We start from the raw sequence: 15,815 nt of genomic DNA, 5'->3' as shown, positions 1-15,815 counted from the left end.
TATAGTGTAGCCGAAGTAAACAATACTGACCTCGTCAGCAGGGTTTTTTCGCCACAGCCAAATTCTTCCAGTAGAAGCTTATGACGACATCCGAACCATTCCTGGCCGCCCGACTCATCAAGGAGATCGGCCGCGGCAAAAACGGCGCGCGCAGCATGTCGCGCGACGACGCCCACGATCTTTATCAGGCCATGCTCGATGGCCGCGTCTCCGACCTCGAGCTCGGCGGCATCCTGCTGTCGATGCGCATCAAGGGCGAATCGATCGAGGAAATCGCCGGCTTTCTCGACGCCGCCGAAGGCTCGTTCGAGCCGCTGACGGCGCCGCCGGGCCAGTATGCGCCGGTATGCATTCCCAGCTACAACGGCGCGCGCAAGATGGCCAATTTGACGCCGTTGCTGGCCATGCTGCTGGCGCGCGAAGGCGTGCCGGTGCTGGTGCACGGCGTGGCCACCGACCCCGGCCGCGTGACGTCGGCCGAAGTCTTTGCCGCGCTCGATATCACGCCAGCGCGCCACCGCGCCGAGGCGGAAGAAGCGATGGCCCAGGGCCACGTGGCGTTCATTACCATCGATGCGCTGGCGCCCAAGCTGGCATACCAGCTGTCGCTGCGCCGCCGGCTGGGCGTGCGCAATTCCACCCACACGCTGGTGAAAATCATGCAGCCGTTCGTGGGGCCGGCGTTGCGGCTGGTGTCGTACACCCATCCCGAATACCTGGAAATGCTCGGTGAATATTTCACCACTTCGGCGCTGCACGAGCGCGGCGACGCGTTCCTGATGCGCGGCACCGAGGGCGAAACAGTGGCCAACGCCAACAAGGCGCAGCAGATCGACTGGTTCCACGGCGGCCTGCGCAGCACCTTGGTGCCCAAGCAGACGCAAGTGATCGAACTGCCGCTGCTGCCGGAAGAAAAAGACGCTGCCACCACGGCCGCCTGGATCACGGCGGTGTTGAAAGGCGACGTGCCGGTGCCGGCCTCGATTGCCGAGCAGGTGGCGCAATGCCTGCTGGTCTCGCGCACCTTGCAGTCGCGCCAGCGCGTGAGCGAGCCGATCGAGTAGCAAAAGGCGGGCAGGGCGGGGCACTGCTGTACAATCCCGGCCCCGGTCGTAATTGCTGCCCTGAGGCGAGCGACTTCGTCACCCTGTGGCAACTTATTGGATTGGAACTGGCATGGCAAAGTTTGATGTAGCAGTAATCGGCGCGGGCGCCGCCGGCATGATGTGCGCGGCCACGGCGGCCCAGCGCGGCAAGCGCGTGGTGCTGATCGACCATGCCGGCAAGCTGGCCGAGAAAATCCGCATCTCGGGCGGCGGCCGCTGCAACTTCACCAACATCAACACCACGCCGGCCAACTTCCTGTCCGACAATCCGCACTTCTGCAAAAGCGCGCTGTCGCGCTACACCCCGGCCGACTTCGTTGCGCTGGTGAAAAAACACCGGATCGGCTACCACGAAAAACATCGCGGCCAGCTGTTCTGCACCGAATCGGCCGAGCTGATCATCGAGATGCTCAAGGACGAGTGCGCCGCAGGCGACGTCCACTGGCGCATGCCGTGCAAGATCGCCAGCGTCGAGCACAACGATGGCGTCTATATCCTGGAAACCGACACCGGCACCATCGAGGCGGACGCGCTGGTGATCGCCACTGGCGGCCTGTCGATTCCGAAAATCGGCGCCACCGATTTCAGCTACCGCATCGCGAGCCAGTTCGGCCTGCGCATGGTGGAGCCGCGCCCGGCACTGGTGCCGCTGACGTTCGACCCGCAGGCGTGGGCGCCGTTTGCCGAGCTATCCGGCATCGCGCTGGAAGTCGAAGTGGAAACCGGGTCATTGAAGGGCCGTAACCCGACCGGCGCGCGCTTCCGCGAAGATTTGCTGTTCACCCATCGCGGCCTGTCCGGCCCGGCCATCCTGCAAATCTCGAGTTACTGGATCCCGGGTACGCCGATTGTGATCGACCTGCTGCCGGGGATCGATGTGGCGGCGACGCTGATCGAAGGCAAGGGCACCATCAAGAAGCAACTGGGCAATGTGTTGGCGCAATGGTTGCCCACGCGCCTGGCCGAAGGCCTGCTGCTGGCGCACGGCTTTGCGCTCGACGCCCGCCTGGCCGATATGCAGGACGCGAAACTGCGCGAACTGGGCGCGGCGATCAACCAGTGGACCCTGAGCCCGAACGGCTCCGAAGGCTACCGCAAGGCCGAAGTGACGCGTGGCGGCATCGATACGCGCGACCTGTCGCAGCAGACCATGATGGCAACCAAGGTGCCGGGCCTGTATTTCATCGGCGAAGCGGTGGACGTCACCGGCTGGCTCGGCGGCTACAACTTCCAGTGGGCTTGGGCGTCTGGTGTGGCAGCAGGACAGGCAGTCTGACGGAACCTCGAAAAACCTACTGCGCGGCCCGCTATCGCCGCTCCGTTGCTCAGCGTACCTCCGTACGCCTCCGCTACTCGCGACGATAACGAACCGCTCGCTACGGTTTTTCGACGTTCCCTGTTATACTGACCGTCTAGTTGTAACGGCGCAGGTGCAATCCAATCGCCCGGGGAGTTTCGGGAGCAGAAAGATTGCCGGAGTTTATGTGGGAGCTGACTCGGCGTCGTCTTGTTGTTTTTGCAGTCAAAGCCGTCTGCGTGGGCCGTTTCGATGGTCCATGGACTTCCATTTTCCTGCAAAAGCTGCTATAGTCTCTGTCTCCCTATAACCTCAAACGGTTTGAATTTTTACATGACCACTATTCGCCTTAAAGAAAACGAGCCGTTCGAAGTCGCAATGCGTCGCTTCAAACGCACCATCGAAAAAACCGGTCTGCTGACCGAACTGCGCGCACGCGAGTTCTACGAAAAGCCAACGGCTGAGCGCAAGCGCAAGCTGGCAGCTGCAGTCAAGCGTCACTACAAACGCATCCGCAGCCAACAGCTGCCGAAAAAACTCTTCTAAGACTGCTCAACCCAATCCGGTCGTGCGGCGTATCTTGCGCCATTGCCCCGGGTCGGATCTTGCTGCATCTAGAGAATGCCCGCTCCGGTTCGCCGCAGCGGGTTTTCGTCTTTGTACGTCGCGCATTTACACTAAACAACTTCATAAGGAGTCCTCATGGGCCTGAGAGAACAAATCACCGAAGACATGAAAAACGCCATGCGCGCCAAGGAAGCCGGCCGCCTGTCCACGATTCGCCTGATCCTTGCTGAAATCAAGCGCAAGGAAGTCGATGAGCGCATCGAAGTCGATGACCAGCAAACGGTTGCCATCGTGGAAAAAATGATCAAGCAGCGCAAGGACTCGATCACCCAGTTCGAAGCCGGCGGTCGCGCCGACCTGGCCGATATCGAAAAAGCCGAACTGGTCGTGCTGGCCGCCTACATGCCCGCCGGCCTGTCGGACGAGGAAATCGCTGCCGAAGTGACCGCCGCCGTGGCCGCCTCGGGCGCCGCCGGTCCGCAGGACATGGGCAAGGTCATGGCCATCGTCAAGCCGAAACTGGCTGGCCGTGCCGACATGACGGTCGTGTCCGCCCTGGTCAAAAAGGCGCTGGCGCCGGCCTGATGTGTTGGTCTGCCGTGCTTGATCGGCGTCAAAGCCGGATCAGCACGGCGGTATAGTCTGAATAATTACCCTGGCACCCCAGTCCTGTGATCCCTCAATCATTCATTGCCGATTTACTCAACCGCGTCGATATCGTCGACGTTGTCGGACGTTATGTGCAGCTCAAGAAGGGCGGCGCCAATTTCATGGGCCTGTGCCCATTCCATAACGAAAAATCCCCCAGTTTTACCGTCAGTCCCACCAAGCAGTTTTATCACTGCTTCGGCTGCGGCGCCCATGGCACCTCGATCGGCTTCCTGATGGAATACTCGGGCATGGGCTTTGTCGATGCCGTCAAGGACCTGGCGCAAAACGTCGGCATGGTCGTCCCCGAGCAGGACGACAAGATTCCTCCCGCGCAGCGCGCGCAAATGCAGGCCCAGAGCCTGGCTCTGTCCGACGCCATGACCCAGGCCTGCGACTTTTACCGCGCCCAGCTGCGCACCGCACCGGACGCCATCGCCTACCTGAAGGGACGCGGCCTGACCGGAGAGATCGCCGCGCGCTTCGGCCTCGGCTACGCGCCGCCAGGCTGGGATAATTTAAAAGCCATCTTCCGCGACTACGACGTGGTGGCGCTGGCCGAGGCCGGCCTGGTGATCGACCGCGTGGATGAAGACGGTGGCAACAAGAAGCGCTACGACCGCTTCCGCGAACGCGTGATGTTCCCCATCAAAAACACCAAGGGCCAGGTGATCGCCTTCGGCGGCCGAGTGCTCGATGGTGGTGAACCGAAGTACTTGAATTCTCCCGAAACGCCATTATTTTCTAAGGGCTTCGAGCTGTACGGCCTGTTCGAGGCGCGCCAGGCGATCCGCGATGCGGGTTATGTGCTGGTGACGGAAGGCTATATGGACGTGGTGGCGCTGGCGCAGATGGGTTTCCCGCAAGCAGTAGCAACCCTGGGCACCGCCTGCACCCCGCACCACGTGCAAAAACTGATGCGCCAGACCGACACGGTGATCTTCAGCTTCGACGGCGACAAGGCCGGCCGCCGCGCCGCCCGCCGCGCGCTGGAAGCGTGCCTGCCGCACGTGGCAGACAACAAGACCATCAAGTTCCTGTTCCTGCCCACCGAGCACGATCCGGACAGCTATGTGCGCACCTATGGCAACGAAGCATTCGAGCAAGAGATCCACGAAGCGATGCCGCTGTCGCAATTCCTGATCAAGGAAGTGGTCGGTGAGCATGATTTGCAAAGCCCCGAGGGCAGGGCGCGCGTGCAGTTCGACGCCAAGCCCTTGTTGCAGTCGATGACGCCGACCGCGCTGCGCCTGCAAATCGTGCGCGGCCTGGCGCAATTGACGCAAACCACGCCGCACGAGATCGAATCGCTGTTCGAGCTGGCCAAGCCGGTGGCGCTGTCGCGCAAGGCGCCCAGTCGCAGCGGCCGGCCGGCGCCGGTGGGACTGGAATTGCAGATCGTGCGCCTGCTGGTGGCCCATCCGCCGCTGGCGCTCGATATCGACGAAGCGGCCCTGGCAGCGTTCCAATTCTTCGGCGACGACGCTGCCGAGCGGCTGGCGCAACTGGTGGCTGGCGCCCAGGCGCTGGGCCCGAATGGTGGCTTTGCCGCGTTTGCCCAGCATTTGAAGTCGCTCGGCGACGAATACGACGAGATCATCAGCGAAATCGCCCAGGGGGCGGAGTCCGATGTCGATGCTGACCGCATGTTCCTGCGTAGCGCCGTGCGCCAGATCAAGGAAGATGCGCTGAAACAGGAGCTGATGCAACTGTCGGCGGCCGGTCTCACACCGGAGAGCATTGCACGCTTTCGCGAGATCACCACGCAGCAGGCTCAGCTGGAAAGAGAGAAGCAAGCGGAGTTTGCAAACCGCTAATATTGTGGCAGTGTGGAGGCGTCTTGATCGCCGTCATGTTTTTGCAGGTTTACAGAGGGGCGGCAAGGGTGCTTCCCTCTGGATATTGAAAAGTGACGTGCTATAATAAAACGCTAAGTGTTGTATGTTTTGGCATCGTTTTTCCGTTCAGAGTGTGTTTGTTTTCAGTGAGTTAGGTTCTTGATCGACAGGCAGGAAATCCAGGCGGGGTACTGGACAAACAAATAAGGTGAAGGTGAACCTTCGCTTATGTTTGTTGTCTAACCCAGTCATCGTTTCTTGCCACTACGCATGAGTTTGATGCAGTAGAATTTTGCGGTCAGAGCCTGACCAGGTATAAGTAGTCGTAGTGTTGTCGGACTTGCGAAGTCGGCAAGTTCGAAGACGTGGGTTCCAAGGGAACTGCAAGAAACTTTATCCTAAATAAGCAAGTCGTTGTGTAATCGAAAGCGCCTGTGCCAATCAAGAAACCTGAATCCAATGTGGCTGAAAAGCCGAGCAAAGTGACCGCAAAATCCGCTAAAACAGCGGATAAGGCGGAAACGCGTGTCGCCAGCAACAACCCGCCCGTGGTCAGCCAGACTACGGACGCGGCCACGCTGGCTGCCATCGATACTTCGGGCTACGTACTGCCGTCGGTCAAAGTGCCCGGCCGGCGCGGGCGCAAGCCGAAGGAATTCCAGCCTGAAAACGACGAAGTCGCCGCGCTGAACGCGGTCGAACGCGCCGAGCTCAAGGCCGTGGACAAGGCCAAGGCCAAGGACCGCAAGGCCAAGGAAAAAGCGCTGCTCAAGGACGCGTTCTCTTCGGACACCGAAGCGACCGAGGAAGAGCTCGAGCGCCGTCGCCAGAAACTCAAGACCCTGATCAAGTTCGGCAAGGAACGTGGCTTCCTCACGTATGCCGAGATCAACGATCACCTGCCCGAAAACATCATCGATCCCGAAGCGATCGAAGGCATCATCGGCACCTTCAACGACATGGGCATCGCTGTTTACGAGCATGCGCCGGACGCTGAAACCTTGCTGCTGTCCGACAACGTCGCCACCGTCACCAGCGATGACGAAGCCGAGGCTGCGGCAGAAGCCGCGCTGTCCACGGTCGATTCCGACTTCGGCCGCACCACCGACCCCGTGCGCATGTATATGCGCGAGATGGGCTCGGTCGAGTTGCTCACGCGCGAAGGCGAAATCGAAATCGCCAAGCGCATCGAAGACGGCCTCAAGGACATGATCCAGGCCATTTCCGCCTGCCCGGTCACCATCGCCGAAATCATTGCCGCCTCCGATCGCATCCGCGCCGACGAAATCAAGATCGACGAAATCGTCGACGGTTTAGTGGACGAAAGCGACGACGGCGCCGCTGCCGCACCGGCCCCGGCCGCCGCCAGCGACGACGACGAGGAAGACGAAGAAGCCGAGGAAGAGGAAGAAGAGGAAGAGGAAGAAGCGGGCAACTCCGCCGGCGCCGCCGCCGGCTACTCGGTCGAACAGCTCGAAGCGCTGAAAAACACCGCGCTGGAAAAATTCGACACCATCTCGCTGCAATTCGACAAGATGCGCCGTGCCTTCGAAAAAGAGGGCTACAACTCCAAGGCCTACGACAAGGCCCAGGAAGCGATCTCGTCCGAACTGCTGGGCATCCGCTTCACCGCCAAGGTCGTCGAGAAGCTGTGCGACACCCTGCGCGGCCAGGTGGACGAAGTGCGCCACATCGAAAAGCAGATCCTCGATGTGGCGGTGAACAAGTGCGGCATGCCGCGCGCCCACTTCATCAAGGTCTTCCCGGGCAATGAAACCAACCTCGACTGGGTCGATGGCGAAGTGGCCGCCGGCCACGCGTACAGCGCCATCCTGGGCCGTAACATCCCGACCATCAAGGAATTGCAGCAACGCCTGATCGACCTGCAAGCGCGCGTGGTGCTGCCGCTGCCCGACCTGCGCAACATCAACCGCCAGATGGCGGCCGGTGAAATGAAGGCGCGCAAGGCTAAGCGCGAAATGACGGAAGCTAACTTGCGCCTGGTGATTTCGATCGCCAAGAAATACACCAATCGCGGCCTGCAGTTCCTCGACCTGATCCAGGAAGGCAATATCGGCCTGATGAAGGCGGTGGACAAGTTCGAATACCGTCGCGGCTACAAGTTCTCCACGTATGCCACCTGGTGGATCCGCCAGGCCATCACGCGCTCGATCGCCGACCAGGCGCGCACCATCCGCATCCCGGTGCACATGATCGAAACCATCAACAAGATGAACCGGATTTCCCGCCAGATTCTGCAGGAAACCGGCGCCGAGCCCGATCCGGCAACGCTGGCCATCAAGATGGAAATGCCGGAGGACAAAATCCGCAAGATCATGAAGATCGCCAAGGAACCGATATCGATGGAGACGCCAATCGGCGACGACGACGACTCGCACCTGGGCGACTTTATCGAGGACAACAACACGCTGGCACCATCCGACGCAGCGTTGCACGCCTCGATGCGCGGCGTGGTGAAGGACGTACTGGACTCGTTGACGCCACGCGAAGCGAAGGTGCTGCGCATGCGTTTCGGCATCGAGATGTCAACCGACCACACGCTGGAAGAAGTCGGCAAGCAATTTGACGTCACCCGCGAGCGGATCCGCCAGATCGAAGCAAAAGCGCTGCGCAAACTGCGCCACCCGAGCCGTTCCGACAAACTGAAAAGCTTCCTGGAAGCCAACTAAGACTTGACGCGCGCTGCTGCTAACCCTTATCCTCGCGCGTTCGTCCAAAAAACGAACGCGCGTCAGCGGGGCCGGCAAGACCTCCAGCGCACAGGTATCACCTCGGGCCTCTAGCTCATGCTTGGTTAGAGCAGCGGACTCATAATCCGTTGGTGCCCAGTTCGACTCTGGGGAGGCCTACCAATAAAATCAAAGGGTTAGCGAGGTTCGCTAACCCTTTTGCGTTAACTGCCAATCAGATAGCCTAATCGGCGACGCTTATCGCCGCAGCATCCAATTCAAGCATGACCACCTCACACACTTGCTCAAAGGTGGCGTGGTATCCAATCTTGTCGATGGCATCAAATTGCATGCGAAGGCTCGTCAGATCTCCGCCAAGCACGGCCTTGATCGACGTGATGTGGCGGATTAAAAATTTACCAGCTTGGCGCAATCCTTCTGGTTCCATTGCTGCGACCATAGCGAAATCAAACATATCACGCGCTAGCAGTCGATGGCCTCGGTGATAGAATTTCTTTGCAATGATTTCTGACGCAGTTTCGACGCGTACCAAGCGGCCAAATATCTCTTCCTCGACATAAGGCTTCTCGGTCAGGTTCGGAGAGGCGACAAAGTCTATCTCTCCTTCTGGCAAAAACAGTTTGACGAAGTTATTGGCCTCCTCATAATGGACTGCGATATCCTCTGCGACTTGGCTCAGGCGCGGGTTCACATAGTTCAGGGCTTGCGGGTCGGGGACGAAGATATCGATGTCCTTGCTGAGCCGGTGCCGATATTTGCGCATCAACACAGTTCCACCGCCGAAAGTCCAGGTGAAGTGTTTGCTGCCGTGGGTGTGAATTTCATCAACCAGGCGCAAAGCGTGTTGAAACAGGCCTTCCCAAGTTGTTTCGGTTGCCATCACCAAACGGCCCTGTGCGCATGTAGCGACTTCGCGATCGCAGCCACATGCTTCATGACCGCTTTGGCTGGCGTGTTGGTTTCCACCGAAACTTCACGGATCGCACTCAATACCAATGGCACCGGCGTTTCATCCAGCAGCGTCATCATGTGTGGCTTGAAGTCTTCCGGGACCACTCCCGTCTGCAAAATATGCTTCAACGTTTCTGGGCTGAGGATCTTTGCGTAGCTGGTACTGGCAGTCCGTGCGGCAGTGCTCAGTGCTGGCGATTTTTTGGCTCTATCGCTGGCGTCGAAGCCCATGCCGAGAAGTCCCATTACGTGATTGAGCTTGGTATAGCCAAGGTCTTCCAGTACGCCAGTTTCCAGTTGATTCACCGTCGTGCGTGACAATCCGGCCAGCTTTGCCAGTTGGGCCTGACTGATGCCGAATTCCTTGCGCTTTTCATGGACGTGCATCCCGACTTCACGTAGTTGCATGGTGCAACTCCTAAAATGTTCAGTAAACTGAACACATTATGACCCGTGCCGGGGAATTTTCAAGGAACATTCGCTCCATCAATTCCCCGCCAACACATCCTTCTTGAACCACTCACTAAGCATCTGCTTCTCGTAGTTATACATCTCGTTGCGATAACTATTGACGTTCAATTGGTAGTTGCGGTCGGCCAGCTCACGCTCGCCGCTGCGCAGCACTTTGCCATCCTGCTCGATGCTGTAGCGCAGGTGGATGCGGGGGAAGTCGTAGCTGCCCTTGGTCACGCGCACGTCGCGGATCGGCACGCGCGGGAACACGTCGCCGGCCAAGTCGATGTCGAGGATTTCCACCTTTAAATCCTGGTCTGCGGGCAGCTTGGTGGCCAGTTCTTCGAAGAACTCGCGGAAGTTGATTTCCATGGATTTGCGGTCGGTCTCGAAGCGCGGCACGTCGGTCATCTTCTCGGTGTTGACATAGGTGACGGTGACGGCCGCTGAGGCGGTGCTGGCGGCCAAGGTAAGCATGGCAATGACGGCTGGATGGATCAGGTGGTGCATGGCGACTCCCGTAGGTGGGCGTGGTGAAGTCCCCAATATACCCGAAGAATTATCCGCCGCGTGCTTGGGCGAACTCGTTGAAGGCGGCAATAAAGGCCTCGCCCGAACTGTGCAGACGCGGCGCGCCGACGTCGAAGGTGCAGCGCTGGACCGACGGTGGCGGCGCCAGGCCGGCGGCGGCCAGCGCGTGTTCGGCGCGCAGGGCGCTGAGCATGCCGTCCATCATCATGCGTGGCATGTCGAGGCCGGCGTTGTCGGTGTGGCCGCCATCGAGCACGCTGGGGGCGAAGGCCAGCGAGCGGGCGCCCTGGCGGATCGCTTCGCGCATTGCCACGCGGGTGGCGCGGCGCAGGCGGTCGCCGTCGAGGGTTTCGGGTTTGCCGAGGCCGATCACCAGTACCGCGCGGGCGGGGATGGTAGCTGGCGGCAGGCTGATCAGGATGGTTTCCATCTCCTGGGCACGGAAGTTGCCGCTGGCGCGCAGTGCCGTCAACTGGCCGCCCAGCGCGGTGTCGAGGCCGAGCAGGCCGCCGGCCACGGGGGCGCCATCCTGCTCGTGCTCGAACATGCAGGCGACGCTGAAGTCGACATCGGCTTGCGCCGGTCCCCACGCGGCGACATCGAATTCGACGCCGTCCAGCGTGCCGATGGGCAGGCGTTCGGGTGTTGTGTGCGGGTCATTCATGGCCAGGCTCCAGGTCAATACGGTTGCTTATCTTAGCGTGTAAAGCCCGCGCGCACCCCTGCCGAAATTTATGGCGCGCGCCATAGTCGAGATGCTCTGTAGCGCTAACATGTGTACTAAAATTACCGAATCAGAAAGACAAACTAACAATGGAGATAGACGATGATGGATTTTACTCGGCGTAATCTGGTCATGACCGCTGGTGGCGTGCTGGCGGCAACGGCCGTGGCCGGCCCCGTGTGGGCCAATCCCGACCGCAAGCTCGGCTACGCGATCGTCGGTCTCGGCGGCTACGGGCTCGGCGTCATCATCCCGCAATTCAAGTATTGCCAGCACAGCAAGCTGGTTGCGCTGGTCAGCGGCGACGCTGTCAAGGCCAAAAAGGTCGCGGGCGAGTATGGCGTGCCGGAATCGAATATCTACGATTACAAGAACTACGATCGCATCAAGGACAATCCCGACATCGACATCGTTTATATTTGCTTGCCGGTATCGATGCACGCCGAATACACGATCCGGGGCGCCAAGGCTGGCAAGCACGTGTTGTGCGAAAAGCCGATGGCGCTGTCGTCGGTCGAGTGCGAATCGATGATCGCCGCCTGCAAGCAGGCTGGAAAAAAATTGATGATCGGCTACCGCTGCCACTTCGAGCCATTCAACCTCGAAGCGCGGCGGCTGGCGCGCTCGGGTGCGATCGGCAAGCTGCGCTATTTCCGTTCCGAGCACGGTTACACCACGGGCGGCAACAACTGGCGCACCAAAAAGGCGATGTCGGGCGGCGGCTCGCTGATGGATATCGGCATTTACGCGCTGCAGGCGGCGCGCTATATGACGGGCGAAGAACCGGTGTCGGTGTATGCCAAGGAAACCACCGACCGGTCCGATCCGCGCTTCCGCGATGTGGAAGACATGGTCGAGTTCCAGCTGGAGTTTCCGTCGGGTGTGATCGGTTCGTGCATGTCGATGTATTCGGCCAACCGCAACCAGTTCCTGCTGATGGGCGACAAGGGCCGCATCGAGATGGAGCCGGCCACCGGCTACCAGGGCCAGAAACTGTGGGTGGGCGACGGGCGCAAGAATGAAATCACGGCGCCGCCGAACGCGACGAACAACCAGTTCGCCGGCCAGCTCGACCACCTGTCGCAGTGCGTGCTGCAAGACCGCACGCCCATCGTGGCAGGCGAGGAGGGTTTGCGTGATATCCGCATTATCGAAGCGGTGTATCGCTCGGCGCGCGAACACAAGCGTATTGCGCTCAAGTAAACGTTGAAATAAAACTTACAGGCCGGGTTGTTGATGCAGCCCGGCTTCCTCCGCCAGCTTGATGTCGAGCATCGAGATCACCAGGTCGGCATCGGTCAGCACGTCCTTGAGCGGAAAGCCGTCTTCCATCGCCACCACGGTGCCGGGCGGCACGCGTTCGGTGCTGTCGGCGCCGGGTGGCGTGTTGGGCATGAAGGCGAATTGCGGGAAGCGGGTTTTGCCGTGCAGGGCGATGTCGCTCAAGGTGCGCGGCGCCGCGCGCAACAGGCCGTTGCGCACGTGTTGCTGGCGTTCTTCGTGGCGTTGCTTAAGCAGGGCAGTCAGGCGCACGATTTCGCCGGCCAGGCGGTCCGATTCGGCCTGGTGTTCGGCCAGTTCGTCGTCGCTCAGCGCTTCTTCCCATTGCGTCAGTTTCAACAGGCCGCGCTTGTGCAGGGCCTGGCGTTGCAGGTCGATTTCGATCGATGCCGCGCGGGTCTGGTGCGTGTCCAGGTCTTGCGTGATGGCGGCGTCGCCGTTGACGCGCAGCCACTTGTCGCCAAAGCCGAACACCAGGCCGTCGAAATAGAAATACATCGGCAGCACTTGCGGCACCGCGCCGGCCAGCATTTGTTGCGGCGTCATGTGCCAGCGCTCGGCCAGCTCGGGTAGGGTGAGGGTCAATGGTTCGATCAAGGGCATACGGTGTCTCCGGAGTTCAAGCGCTCATTTTCTCACAGACGCGTAAAATAGCGACTTTGTCACTGTTCGTCACGGAGTATGCCGCATGATGTTTCTTAAAGTTCCGTTTGCGGAAAAAGACGAGGCCAAGGCCCTGGGCGCGCGCTGGAATGGCGAACGCAAGTCCTGGTATGTGCCCGATGGCAAACCGACCGAAGCGTTCTCGCGCTGGCTGCCGCCCGGCGGCGCCGATTTCGTGCCAGCCGTGGCCGCTACCTCGCTGAAAAATCGCCCGGTCACCGTCGATTCCTATGCCGGCAAACCGGTGATGGGCAAGCTGTTCATCGACCTCGAGCACGACTGCGATCCGTTCGTGGCCTGCCCGGTGTGCGCACCGAAGTTGGCCACATCCGGCTGGACCGCCACCCACGACAGCGTTGCCCAACTGCTGGTCGGCCTGCGGGGTTAAATCTTGTGTACCAATTACCGGCCCACGTCGCGCGACTTGCTGGCCGATTTGTTCCAGTTGAGCCTGTTCGAGGGCGACGACTGGCCGGCAGAGAGCTGGAAAGATTACCCGGCGCCCATCATCCGCTACAACGAGCAAGGCCAGCTGGTGTGCACCACCGCCACCTACGGCCTGGTGCCGCGCAGGCAGATTCCACCCGGCGTCAAGCCGTGGGATACCATGAACGCCCGCAGCGAGACCGTGGCGCAGTTGCGCTCGTACGCGAAATGCTGGCGCGAGGGGCAACTGTGCCTGGTACCGATGACCGGATTTTTTGAACCGAATTACGAGTCGGGCGCGGCCCAGCGCTGGCAGATCGGCCGCGCCGACGGCGCGCCGTTTGCCGTCGCGGGCGTGTGGCGCGAGTGGCCCGGTGAAAACGGTCCCCAGTACTCGTTCACGCAACTGACCATCAACGCCGACGACCATCCGCTGATGCGGCGCTTCCACAAGCCCGGTGACGAAAAACGTTCGCTGATCGTGATTGCCGCCGACGAATACGACGACTGGCTGCGCTGCCGCGATCCCGAACGCGCGCGCAGCTATTTCCAGCAGTTCCCGCCCGAACTGATGCGCGCCTGGTTCGATCCGCCACCGCCGCGCAAGAAGAAAGTGCAGCCACCGGAGCCGCAGTCTACCCAGATCGATCTGTTTTAGAACCCATCCCGCCAGAAGGCAGCGGATTGCGATGCCTCGGTAGCCATAAACGCGCGAGGAAAAGGCATGGCCGGCCATGCAATGACGCGCCACGCCGGCCCTGCTGTCGAGGTGCGCAAGCCGCGCCTCACTCCCTGCCGCGACAGGTTCTCAACGCGTCGGCTGCAATAGCCAGCGCCGCGCGGTGGTGATCACCTGCTCCGACAACGCCCTGGTAAACGGCGTCTGGATATCCCACATATGCCAGATCAGCGGCACGTCCAGCACCAGGCCCGGCGCCAGGTCCACCAGCGTGCCGGCCTCGAGTTGCGCCGCGCATTGCAGGTGCGGCGCCATGCCGTACGCAAAACCTGCCTCCAGGAACCGCACGAAACCCTCCGACGATGCATACGAATGATGCGGGTAACGGCCCTGGTAGCCGGTGGCCTGGGCGATAAAGCGCGCCATCAACGCATCCTTGCGGTTGAAGTCGAGCGCGGGCGCAGTTTGCACGCTGGCTGCCGTCAAGCCGTCGGGGAACCAGCGCGCGGCAAACCCCGGGGTGGCCAGGCAGTGGTAGCGCATCAAGCCCAGCGGCGTGGCAGTGGTGCCGGCCACGTGCGCGGTTTCGCTGGTGACACAGCCAAACACCCGGCCTTCGCGCAGCATGGCCAGGGTGTGATCCTGGTCGTCCATGGTGATGTGCAGCATGCAGTCGCCGGCGGCCATCAGCGGTGTGACCGCCTCCTGCAGCCAGGTCACGGCGCTGTCGGCATTGACTGCGATCGCCAGTTCCGGGCGGCCCGCGCCGGACATGTTGGCGCTGTCGAGGGCGGCTTCGAGCAGCCGCACCTGGCGGTAATGGGCGATCAGGCGGTGGCCGGCTGCAGTCGCTTGCGGCGGCTGGCTGCGCAGCAGGAGCAGCTCGCCGGCCTGGTTTTCCAGCATGCGCAAGCGCTGCGATACCGCCGATTGCGTGATCGAAAGAGCAGCGGCGGCCTTGTCGAAACTGCCGTGCTCCACCACGGCGTCGAGCGCAGCAAGGCCCCGATAGTCGATACGGCTCATTAGCATCCCTAATATTTGATGAGTATTATTAATTATACTTATGTTTGAGGCGCCGCTAAGCTGTGGTTTTTTTGCAGGAGGCAAGCATGGAACTGGGCGCTTTATTGAAGGGAATCGGGCTGGGCGGCGGCCTGATCATCGCGATCGGCTCGCAAAACGCCTACCTGCTGCGCCAGGCGTTGAAGCGCGAATATGTCTATACCTGTATTGCCATTTGCATCGTGTGCGACGTATTGCTGATTGGCGCCGGCGTGGCAGGAATGGGCGAAGTCATTAATAATATGCCCGGCCTTTTATTCTGGATAAAAATTACCGGTGCGGCGTTTTTATTCTGGTATGGCGTACGCGCCGCGCGTTCGGCATTCAAATCGTCCAGTTTCAATCTTGATAAACAGGCCACTGCCGTCAGCCAGCGCCAGGTAATTGCCGCCATGCTCGCATTCAGCCTGTTAAATCCCCATGTTTATCTCGATACCGTGGTATTGCTGGGCTCCATCGGCGGCCAGCAACCGGGCCAGGGACCATGGTATTTTGCCCTCGGCGCCATGCTGGCATCGATTATCTGGTTTCTCAGCCTGGGATTGGGCGCACAGTATTTAATTCCGATTTTTAAAAGGCCGGTGGCCTGGCGTATTCTCGATGGAGCGATTGCGGTGGTGATGTGGCTGCTGGCCGTCTCGCTCTTCCTGTAAAACGACCTGCGCGGCTGAACCGGCCGCCAGGGCGCATGCCGACGTGGTAAAAAAGCTAAAAAATAGCACCATCATGCTCATTTTTGGCGCGACTGCATGGTAGAGAGGTACTGCGTTGACGTCTTGGCAGCCGGATACAGCATAAAAATCCGGTTTTATCCAGCGCTGCTCAGCACTCGCCTAAATTTCAGCTTGCATATAAATATCCCCTGTTACTGGCAT

At 60.4% G+C, this 15,815-nt stretch carries 16 protein-coding genes and 1 tRNA gene; 11 read left to right on the top strand and 6 right to left on the bottom strand.

The features are described from left to right. The first annotated feature begins 80 nt into the window (after positions 1-80). The 7 genes from ybiB (at position 81) to F8197_RS11380 (ending at position 8,329) form a co-directional block, all read left to right on the top strand. On the top strand, positions 81-1,064 hold the full coding sequence (ybiB, locus tag F8197_RS11410; protein WP_056141436.1) for a DNA-binding protein YbiB: 984 nt from the start codon (positions 81-83) through the stop codon (positions 1,062-1,064). A gap of 112 nt (positions 1,065-1,176) precedes the next feature. Next, a complete protein-coding gene (locus F8197_RS11405) occupies positions 1,177-2,382 on the top strand; it encodes an NAD(P)/FAD-dependent oxidoreductase (protein ID WP_152881897.1) in 1,206 nt (401 codons plus the stop codon). A gap of 354 nt (positions 2,383-2,736) precedes the next feature. After that, on the top strand, positions 2,737-2,949 hold the full coding sequence (rpsU, locus tag F8197_RS11400) for a 30S ribosomal protein S21 (RefSeq protein WP_008451879.1): 213 nt from the start codon (positions 2,737-2,739) through the stop codon (positions 2,947-2,949). A 156-nt stretch (positions 2,950-3,105) separates the two neighbouring features. After that, positions 3,106-3,555 (top strand): GatB/YqeY domain-containing protein, encoded by a 450-nt coding sequence (locus tag F8197_RS11395; protein ID WP_056141431.1) that lies wholly within the window; start codon positions 3,106-3,108, stop codon positions 3,553-3,555. 86 nt (positions 3,556-3,641) lie between these two features. Beyond that, positions 3,642-5,435: a DNA primase gene (dnaG, locus tag F8197_RS11390; RefSeq protein ID WP_373996846.1), complete on the top strand. Its 1,794-nt coding sequence runs from the start codon at positions 3,642-3,644 to the stop codon at positions 5,433-5,435. 455 nt (positions 5,436-5,890) lie between these two features. Then, positions 5,891-8,146: an RNA polymerase sigma factor RpoD gene (gene rpoD / locus F8197_RS11385; protein ID WP_373996845.1), complete on the top strand. Its 2,256-nt coding sequence runs from the start codon at positions 5,891-5,893 to the stop codon at positions 8,144-8,146. 104 nt (positions 8,147-8,250) lie between these two features. Next, a tRNA-Ile gene (locus F8197_RS11380) sits at positions 8,251-8,329 on the top strand. A 61-nt stretch (positions 8,330-8,390) separates the two neighbouring features. On the opposite strand, the gene F8197_RS11375 is transcribed toward F8197_RS11380, so the two are convergent. From F8197_RS11375 to F8197_RS11360, 4 genes are all read right to left on the bottom strand, one after another. Then, positions 8,391-9,047 carry a nucleotidyl transferase AbiEii/AbiGii toxin family protein gene (locus F8197_RS11375; RefSeq protein ID WP_152881896.1) on the bottom strand — a complete coding sequence of 219 codons (657 nt, stop codon included), beginning with the start codon at positions 9,045-9,047 and terminating at the stop codon, positions 8,391-8,393. After that, complete coding sequence (locus F8197_RS11370) at positions 9,047-9,526, bottom strand: helix-turn-helix domain-containing protein (protein ID WP_152881895.1); 480 nt, start codon at positions 9,524-9,526, stop codon at positions 9,047-9,049. The genes F8197_RS11375 and F8197_RS11370 overlap by 1 nt, the downstream gene beginning before the upstream one ends. A 78-nt stretch (positions 9,527-9,604) precedes the next feature. After that, positions 9,605-10,081: a DUF3016 domain-containing protein gene (locus F8197_RS11365; protein WP_152881894.1), complete on the bottom strand. Its 477-nt coding sequence runs from the start codon at positions 10,079-10,081 to the stop codon at positions 9,605-9,607. A 49-nt stretch (positions 10,082-10,130) separates the two neighbouring features. Beyond that, a complete protein-coding gene (locus tag F8197_RS11360; RefSeq protein ID WP_152881893.1) occupies positions 10,131-10,766 on the bottom strand; it encodes a M17 family peptidase N-terminal domain-containing protein in 636 nt (211 codons plus the stop codon). A gap of 162 nt (positions 10,767-10,928) precedes the next feature. Between F8197_RS11360 and F8197_RS11355 the strand changes: the two genes are divergently transcribed. After that, positions 10,929-12,029, top strand: a complete 1,101-nt coding sequence (locus tag F8197_RS11355; protein WP_152881892.1) for a Gfo/Idh/MocA family protein — start codon at positions 10,929-10,931, stop codon at positions 12,027-12,029. 15 nt (positions 12,030-12,044) lie between these two features. Here F8197_RS11355 and F8197_RS11350 read toward each other — a convergent pair whose 3' ends face one another. Further along, positions 12,045-12,710 (bottom strand): hypothetical protein, encoded by a 666-nt coding sequence (locus F8197_RS11350; RefSeq protein WP_152881891.1) that lies wholly within the window; start codon positions 12,708-12,710, stop codon positions 12,045-12,047. 85 nt (positions 12,711-12,795) lie between these two features. Between F8197_RS11350 and F8197_RS11345 the strand changes: the two genes are divergently transcribed. Both F8197_RS11345 and F8197_RS11340 read left to right on the top strand, forming a co-directional pair. After that, positions 12,796-13,158 (top strand): DUF5710 domain-containing protein, encoded by a 363-nt coding sequence (locus F8197_RS11345; RefSeq protein WP_019924774.1) that lies wholly within the window; start codon positions 12,796-12,798, stop codon positions 13,156-13,158. A 3-nt stretch (positions 13,159-13,161) separates the two neighbouring features. Beyond that, positions 13,162-13,854, top strand: a complete 693-nt coding sequence (locus F8197_RS11340; protein ID WP_152881890.1) for an SOS response-associated peptidase — start codon at positions 13,162-13,164, stop codon at positions 13,852-13,854. 150 nt (positions 13,855-14,004) lie between these two features. Here the strand turns inward: F8197_RS11340 and F8197_RS11335 are convergent, their stop codons facing one another. Next, positions 14,005-14,901 (bottom strand): LysR family transcriptional regulator ArgP, encoded by an 897-nt coding sequence (locus tag F8197_RS11335; protein WP_152881889.1) that lies wholly within the window; start codon positions 14,899-14,901, stop codon positions 14,005-14,007. Positions 14,902-14,987: 86 nt separating this feature from the next. On the opposite strand from F8197_RS11335, the gene F8197_RS11330 reads away from it, so the two are divergent. Beyond that, the gene (locus F8197_RS11330; RefSeq protein WP_152881888.1) at positions 14,988-15,593 is read left to right on the top strand and encodes a LysE/ArgO family amino acid transporter; all 606 of its coding nucleotides are present in this window, start codon (positions 14,988-14,990) and stop codon (positions 15,591-15,593) included. The last annotated feature ends 222 nt before the right edge of the window (positions 15,594-15,815 follow it).

The organism is Duganella sp. FT27W, from assembly GCF_009295655.1.
GTDB lineage: Bacteria > Pseudomonadota > Gammaproteobacteria > Burkholderiales > Burkholderiaceae_D > Rugamonas > Rugamonas zoogloeoides.
Note: the sequence above shows the minus strand (reverse complement) of the source record. Positions and strands in the feature narration are given on the sequence as shown.

What these genes read in the sequence shown, in the direction of transcription:
- ybiB (WP_056141436.1), top strand. Translation starts at nt 81, where the DNA reads ATGACGACATCCGAACCATTCCTGGCCGCCCGACTCATCAAGGAGATC.
- F8197_RS11405 (WP_152881897.1), top strand. Translation starts at nt 1,177, where the DNA reads ATGGCAAAGTTTGATGTAGCAGTAATCGGCGCGGGCGCCGCCGGCATG.
- rpsU (WP_008451879.1), top strand. Translation starts at nt 2,737, where the DNA reads ATGACCACTATTCGCCTTAAAGAAAACGAGCCGTTCGAAGTCGCAATG.
- F8197_RS11395 (WP_056141431.1), top strand. Translation starts at nt 3,106, where the DNA reads ATGGGCCTGAGAGAACAAATCACCGAAGACATGAAAAACGCCATGCGC.
- F8197_RS11375 (WP_152881896.1), bottom strand. Translation starts at nt 9,047, where the DNA reads ATGGCAACCGAAACAACTTGGGAAGGCCTGTTTCAACACGCTTTGCGC.
- F8197_RS11370 (WP_152881895.1), bottom strand. Translation starts at nt 9,526, where the DNA reads ATGCAACTACGTGAAGTCGGGATGCACGTCCATGAAAAGCGCAAGGAA.
- F8197_RS11365 (WP_152881894.1), bottom strand. Translation starts at nt 10,081, where the DNA reads ATGCACCACCTGATCCATCCAGCCGTCATTGCCATGCTTACCTTGGCC.
- F8197_RS11360 (WP_152881893.1), bottom strand. Translation starts at nt 10,766, where the DNA reads ATGAATGACCCGCACACAACACCCGAACGCCTGCCCATCGGCACGCTG.
- F8197_RS11355 (WP_152881892.1), top strand. Translation starts at nt 10,929, where the DNA reads ATGATGGATTTTACTCGGCGTAATCTGGTCATGACCGCTGGTGGCGTG.
- F8197_RS11350 (WP_152881891.1), bottom strand. Translation starts at nt 12,710, where the DNA reads ATGCCCTTGATCGAACCATTGACCCTCACCCTACCCGAGCTGGCCGAG.
- F8197_RS11345 (WP_019924774.1), top strand. Translation starts at nt 12,796, where the DNA reads ATGATGTTTCTTAAAGTTCCGTTTGCGGAAAAAGACGAGGCCAAGGCC.
- F8197_RS11335 (WP_152881889.1), bottom strand. Translation starts at nt 14,901, where the DNA reads ATGAGCCGTATCGACTATCGGGGCCTTGCTGCGCTCGACGCCGTGGTG.
- F8197_RS11330 (WP_152881888.1), top strand. Translation starts at nt 14,988, where the DNA reads ATGGAACTGGGCGCTTTATTGAAGGGAATCGGGCTGGGCGGCGGCCTG.